Source organism: Streptomyces sp. NPDC006458, assembly GCF_040612135.1.
In the GTDB taxonomy this organism is placed as follows: Bacteria; Actinomycetota; Actinomycetes; order Streptomycetales; family Streptomycetaceae; genus Streptomyces.
Genome location: NZ_JBEXPR010000096.1, coordinates 1 through 1,154, shown reverse-complemented (window position 1 = coordinate 1,154; position 1,154 = coordinate 1). Strand labels below are relative to the sequence as shown.

2 protein-coding genes are annotated in these 1,154 nt (G+C 66.4%); both read left to right on the top strand.

From position 1 onward, the window contains the following. The coding region (locus tag ABZZ79_RS39710) for a DUF3459 domain-containing protein (RefSeq protein WP_356697562.1) at nt 1-412 on the top strand (412 nt) is incomplete at its 5' end. Continuing rightward, nucleotides 409-1,154, top strand: a 746-nt coding sequence (locus tag ABZZ79_RS39705; RefSeq protein ID WP_356697560.1) for an alpha-amylase family glycosyl hydrolase, incomplete at its 3' end; no start/stop codon positions are given. The genes ABZZ79_RS39710 and ABZZ79_RS39705, both read left to right, overlap by 4 nt.

Here is a 1,154-nt window from a genome sequence, read left to right as displayed (position 1 = left end):
CCGCGACTGGGAAGCCGCCGCCCGCGAGGACCGCACCATCGCCCCCCTCATCACCCGGCTCAACACCATCCGCAGGCAGCACCCCGCCCTGCGCCAGCTCCGGGATCTCCACTTCCACCACACCGACAAGGAGGCGGTGATCGCCTACTCGAAGAGGAGCGGACCGAACACGGTCCTGGTGGTCGCCAACCTGGACCCCCACCACACCCAGGAGGCCACCGTCTCTTTGGACCTGCCGCAACTCGGCCTGGACTGGCATGAGTCCGTGCCGGTGCGCGACGAGCTCACCGGCGAGACCTATCACTGGGGCAGGACGAACTACGTGCGCCTCGAGCCGGGCCGTCGGCCCGCGCACGTGCTGAACGTCCTGCGACCGTCCAACCCGCAGATCGGAGGGTCACCCATAAAATGATCGTCAACGAACCCGTCCCGGACACCTTCGAGGACACTCCCGTCAAGGACCGGGACCCGGAGTGGTTCAAGCGTGCGGTCTTCTACGAGGTCCTGGTGCGTTCGTTCCAGGACAGCAACGGCGACGGCGTCGGCGACCTCAAGGGCCTGACCGCCAAGCTCGACTACCTCCAGTGGCTGGGCGTCGACTGCCTCTGGCTCCCTCCGTTCTTCCAGTCCCCGCTGCGGGACGGCGGCTACGACGTCTCCGACTACACCGCCGTCCTGCCGGAGTTCGGCGACCTCGCCGACTTCGTGGAGTTCGCCGACGCCGCCCACCAGCGCGGCATGCGGGTCATCATCGACTTCGTCATGAACCACACCAGCGACCAGCACCCGTGGTTCCAGGAGTCGAGGAAGGACCCCGACGGGCCCTACGGCGACTACTACATGTGGGCCGACGACGACAAGCAGTACGACGGCGCGCGGATCATCTTCGTGGACACCGAGGTGTCCAACTGGACCTTCGACCCGGTGCGCAAGCAGTACTTCTTCCACCGGTTCTTCTCCCACCAGCCGGACCTCAACTACGAGAACCCGGCGGTCCAGGACGAGATCCTGTCGGCGCTGAAGTTCTGGCTGGACCTGGGCATCGACGGCTTCCGCCTCGACGCCGTGCCCTACCTCTACGCGGAGGAGGGCACCAACTGCGAAAACCTTCCGGCAACGCACGAGTTCCTCCGGCGGGTGCGCAAGGAGATCGA